6 protein-coding genes are annotated in these 5,127 nt (G+C 65.6%); 1 reads left to right on the top strand and 5 read right to left on the bottom strand.

Annotation, left to right across the window (positions count from 1 at the left end; translation table 11 throughout):
• Positions 1–365: 365 nt before the first annotated feature.
• Positions 366–626 (top strand): hypothetical protein, encoded by a 261-nt coding sequence (locus VFA16_RS00330; RefSeq protein ID WP_324965905.1) that lies wholly within the window; start codon positions 366–368, stop codon positions 624–626.
• Positions 627–1,051: 425 nt separating this feature from the next.
• Here VFA16_RS00330 and VFA16_RS00325 read toward each other — a convergent pair whose 3' ends face one another.
• The 5 genes from VFA16_RS00325 to VFA16_RS00305 all read right to left on the bottom strand — a co-directional run.
• Complete coding sequence (locus tag VFA16_RS00325) at positions 1,052–2,431, bottom strand: hypothetical protein (protein WP_324965904.1); 1,380 nt, start codon at positions 2,429–2,431, stop codon at positions 1,052–1,054.
• Positions 2,428–2,991 (bottom strand): sigma-70 family RNA polymerase sigma factor, encoded by a 564-nt coding sequence (locus tag VFA16_RS00320; protein WP_324965903.1) that lies wholly within the window; start codon positions 2,989–2,991, stop codon positions 2,428–2,430. Before VFA16_RS00320 ends, VFA16_RS00325 begins: the two co-directional genes overlap by 4 nt.
• A 120-nt stretch (positions 2,992–3,111) precedes the next feature.
• Entirely contained in the window at positions 3,112–3,336 is a 225-nt protein-coding gene (locus VFA16_RS00315) for a DUF433 domain-containing protein (protein WP_324965902.1), read from the bottom strand.
• A gap of 118 nt (positions 3,337–3,454) precedes the next feature.
• Positions 3,455–4,705 (bottom strand): hypothetical protein, encoded by a 1,251-nt coding sequence (locus tag VFA16_RS00310; protein ID WP_324965901.1) that lies wholly within the window; start codon positions 4,703–4,705, stop codon positions 3,455–3,457.
• Positions 4,702–5,127 (bottom strand): RNA polymerase sigma factor (locus VFA16_RS00305; protein ID WP_324965900.1); only part of this gene is annotated, 426 nt, incomplete at its 5' end. The genes VFA16_RS00305 and VFA16_RS00310, both read right to left, overlap by 4 nt.

Here is a 5,127-nt window from a genome sequence, read left to right as displayed (position 1 = left end):
CGACGAGGAACCGCGCCAGTAGTTCGACGTATGGAACGCCGCCGCAGGGTCTGGCTTTCCGCATGATCCACGCGGAAGGTCGGCAGAGGTGTAGGCAAACCCGGCGACCGTCTTCTTCTGGATCGGAATCGAGCGTTTCCGTACCTACCACTTACGGTCAGGGCCGGCATGAGCGCCGCTGCTCGGTCAGTCCGACATCGGTCGCTGCCGGGTCAGCGGACCTGCTGCGGCGCGCCACTCGTACAAGAGACATGCGGCTCCTACGCGGCCTTTCCCGCTGGGCCACGGCTGCTACGGTCATGCTCGCGACAAGCTCGATTTGTGGCTGTGGCTCTGTCGGCTCTCACCAGATACGCCGCGGTCAGATGACCCTCACCCAGTTCGCGGCATTGCACCTAGGCGAGTCAAAGGCGCAAGTCACGGCGCAGTTTGGGTTACCGGAAAGTCGCCAGAAGGTCGTCCCGTACGGCTTCATCAATGAAGAGCCGAAACGGATGCGCTGTATCTACTACCCCCGCCGCTTTCCCGACACGGGGAATCCGTGGAACAGGAGCGACACCTTCCAGCTCTGCTTCAAAGCGTCCAAGCTCAGGTACAAGTGGGCGTACATCGCCGCCCGCGCGTAGACCCGTTGCGGAAGGCACTACTGACGGCTGCAAAACGAGCAGCCCCGCCGAGGCGAGTTCTCGTCCTCGATCGTTCTCTTGGCGCTTCACATGGGGCGTAGCGCGGACCTCAACCGACGACAGCTCCGTTGGGTAACCGGGGCCTTCCGCCTCGGCGCGATTCTGCTCGTGGCCGAAGTCATTGTCTGGATCATCGCTCTCGTCAACCAGTCTTAGAATGCAGCTATGGCCGACAAGCCGTCACCTCCTCCGCAGCCACAGCCGATCCGTCCGAGCCCGATGATCGGAGAGACTCGGGGCGGCGGCGGCAACAGCTCAACCAAGTAGCTTTGAGGGTCGGGCTGCCCGACCTCGATCGAGGCGACGGCCGGACGTATGGAGTGGGCGCGGGGCTACCCGCCTGCTTGGGCTCCGGCCGAGTTGAGTCAGCCGGTGCTGGCCGCGCAACCGGTCCCGCCGGCAGCGATGTTCGCTATCCGGTCGCCAGGCGTTATCCCGCGTTCTGGGTAAGTCGTCGGCAGCACGCTGCCGCTGAGCAATCCGCCGTTGCTGTCCACGCGCCAGGCGTTTCCGTTGCCTGCGCTCGTGGTGAATCCACTGGCGTAGAGCCGTCTGCCGACCGCAACGGTGTCGTCGAGCGTTAGGCCGTTCCCGGTCGTGAGGACCGCGCCGGGTCCCCGTAATAAGCCGATCTCGCCGACTGGCGCGCCGTACCGGTAGCCGACGAACCGCCCGGCGCGTTCGAAGATCGTCAACAGGTTTGCCACGGTCGGGCTCGCCCAGACTGTTTCGTGGTCGATCCCGCAGGCTCCGGTTCGTACATTCACCTGCGCTGGCGCCCCGAGCAGGCGCTCGATGATCCGGATCACGCCCGACGAGGGTTCCCCGATCCGCGCGCTGCCGATCCCGCTCGCACGCAGGACCGCAAGCTCACGTCCCTCTCGCTCGCCCTTGACGAAAGGTGGCGCCGCGAAGTTGCCGTAACCGCCGAAGGACGGACCCACGACGGTCCCGTTGGATGCCCGCCAGATGACTGTCGGTCCGCCGGCTCGGCCGATGTCAGCGATCTCGCTCGCGGCGACGTTGTTGATGACTGGCAGCGTGACAGTCCGTGCGCGGATGCCTGCGCAGACTTTCGGGTTGACGTGCGGCGCTGGGCGGCAGCCGAACTGCCAGGTAACGGTGGCAACGCCATCCGGAACGAGGCTCGCCCACAGCACCTTCTGGCCAGGGCGGGCGCTGAGCACCGCGCGCACACCGCCCCACGGGAGCGGAAAGACGCTGTAGCTGGTGTCGCTCCCAAACGGTTCGACGGCGCTGTTGCCGTGTGAGTCGACGATGCCGAAGGTCATTGCGTAATTGGTCGCTGAGTTGAGCTGACCTGTCCCGCCGAACCGACGGACTGACACGTACACTTGATAGCCGCCCGGAAAGTCCCTCGCCACGACGGTGAAGTTCTTCTGCCCTGGCGCGAATGGGCCGCCGCCTCCACCACCACCCAGAACCCTGAAGTTGTCGAGTAGCTGCCGCAACGTCGGGACGCTGCCGAGTGGAAGCTGGGCTGTCCGCGGGCTTGGGAGCGGGTGCCGCAACGCTGGCAGGTGCGACGGTGTCTGCCGGTGACTCGGAAGCGAGGTGAACACAATCACTACGGCCACCGTAACCGCCACACCGACTATGCTCATCACAACTCCCACGCCGGGCGGACGGTGGGGTGTCCACCCGGAGCGCAGTTGCCGTTTGGTCGCACGCGGTACCGCAGCGCGAAGCTCTGACTCCAACTGGTCGAAATAGTTGGCGGTCATGGCCGCCCTCCCTTCTCAGCCTGCTTTGACATCTGGGCGCGAATCCGCGTCAAGCCGCGGCTCACCCGCTGCCGGACCACCGATTCCGAGCAGCGCAACTCGATCGCCAGCTCGTCGTACGCGCGCTCCTCGACGATCCGCGCTCGGACTGCGTCACGCTCTGCCTGTGGCAGCTGCTCAACCGCTGCCAGCACGGCACTCTCGGCGGTCGACGCCAACGACTCGACCCGCTCCAAATCGTCCTCACCAAGCTCAAGCGGGCGCATCCGCAGCCGCCGACGCATGCCGTCTTGCACGACCGCCCGGCGCTGGCTCTCCTTGAGCTTGTTATGCGCAATTCCGATCAGCCACGGCGCCGCGGTGTCGTACTCCGCGTGATATCTGCCACACGCGCTAAGCGCTGCCGCGAACACCTCTGCCGCGAGATCCGCCGCCGCCTCGCGATCACCCGTCGCCCGCATGCAAAACCCGAGCACCAGCCCTAGGTGACGTCTATAAAAGGCAGCGAACGCATCAGCGTCGCCCGCAGCCGTCGCCGTCAGAAGCGCCTCATCGTCCATCTAAGACATATATGAGACCAGCCGACGATATGTGACGAAAGGTCGAATACCGCCCGAGCCTTCCGGCATCACGCAGCCGCCTCGCCACAACTGGCGAGAGCGCATTGTCGATCAGGAATCTCAGCCGGTGAGCGGCAGCTCGCGCTCCCTGACGGCCTCGGCGGCGTAGCGAAGCGCCTCCCGGATGTCGGCTTCCTCGAGCTCGGGGTACGCCTTTAGGATTTCGTCATGCGCGGTCCCGTCGGCGACCATGCCGACGACGGTCGCGACCGGGAGTCGCGAACCGCGGATGCAAGGGACGCCATCCATCTGGTCGGGACGGACCGTGATGCGCGTAAAGGCCATCGCATTGAGGCTACTCGCCTACGACGATGAGGAAGCGCGTGAGCCACCAGAACTTTGTCACGAAACTTGTCGCGAACTCAGCTTCGATCAATCCACTGGCGGCGGCGTGTCTTCCTGCTCAGCTGGGCATCGAGTAGGGAGCGCGTTCGGAGGTGCGGTGATGTAGGTCGAGCTTGCTGATCTGAAGCGCGTTCAGCACCGTGATTCGCTGCGCCAATCCGGAGCCTCCCTCGGCAACGAGCCATGCGTTGCCCACTCGCTTGGCCGTTAGCGAGCCTGGCGGTTGCCCGGCAGCGAGGTTGACGATGTTCGGCTGGCCGGGTACCGGCCGTGCACCTGGGATCGGCCCAAGAACCTGGCCCGGCTGGCGGCCATCGAGGAGTACCGCCACCTGAAGCGGCCAGCCGTGCAGGTAGTACTCGGTGTTGAGGCAGGAGAGGAAGACCTCCCCAAGCGCGTCCTTCGCAGGCGAGATTGCGCTGATCGTGGCGCCCCACTCGCCGTGAAGCGCGGGTAGGCCGTGTTGCCTTAGCTCGCAAACGCCGGCACGCGCGTGGGTCGGACTGTGATGAGAGGACGCGTGGATGCTGGGGGCCTGCCAGAACGATGGGGTCGAGCCGTACGGCCGGGTGACCCGTGTAGCGATCGCGTGCCCATAGCGGTCGAGCGGCAGAATCGCGACGAACCGGATCTTCCCGATCACGGAAACCGCACGCCCATGCCGGCAAGGACATCCCCACACCGTCGCTTCGCCGTGAACGGGCTTCCCTGGCTGCCATCCCTCAACCAGGGTCGGGCCGCGGGCTGGAATGAAGAACACCGCCGCGCGATCGCCAGCCGGTAGAGACGGCGAGCTAAGAGTTCGGATCGTCCGGTCGCCGATGCGGAGCGCCACCACTTGGGGACTGGTCAGGACCCAACCGACGGTGTTGCCGCGGCTGACGGAACCGCCACAGTCGAAGCACGAACCGCCGAACAGCGGGTTGGTCGCGGTGGGATAAGCGCCACCGCCTCCTCCCCCACGGTACGGGCTGCCCTGGCTGGAGTTGGTCGAGTACGTGATGAACGATTCCCAGCCGGCGGTGCCGGTGTAGAGACTGGGCGTGACCGTGATGGTGTAGCGGTACCCGGCTACCGACGCGGGCTCAATCGCGCCTGGAACCTTTCCTGCCAGCGGCTGCGAGCGACTGCCGGTAAGCGAGAACACGGCGGCCGCTGCCGACCCCGTGATCACCAGAGCAGCCAGGACGATCGACACCGGACGCGGGGGCCGAGGCAGCCACCGCCGCCGGTGGCTCGGCACCGGGAGCGCCACGCGGCCGGCGGCGTCAACCAGCTCTTGGCGCAACAGATCAAATGGGTCGTTCATTGCTCCTCCAAGGTCGTCCTCAACCTCGCTAGTCCTCTCGACACGCGCTTTCTCGCGACCTGTTTTGAGCAGCGCAAATCGGCAGCAATAGCTGCATAGCTCTCCTCCAGCACCACTCGTCTGATCACCGCCTCGCGCTGATCAGCATCCAGCGAAGCCAAGGCCGCGTGCAGCTCGGAATTCGCTCGCGCGGCAATCACTGCCAGCTGCTCGTCGTCCAGTTCAATCCGAGCCATCCCAAGCCGCATGCGGCTGGTTGCCTCAACCTCCCCGCGACGAGCGGAGTCGACGATCAAGTTGCGGGCGATGCCGAGCAGCCACGCCACCGCGGGCCCTCTCTCCTCGTCGTATTGGTCGCGGTGCTCGAGTGCTCGCGCAAATGTCTCGGCGACCAGATCGAACACGACCTCCGGTCGGTGGAT

Source organism: Mycobacterium sp. (genome assembly GCF_035653355.1).
GTDB lineage: Bacteria > Actinomycetota > Actinomycetes > Mycobacteriales > Mycobacteriaceae > Mycobacterium.
This window is presented reverse-complemented; position numbering and strand designations above follow the sequence as displayed.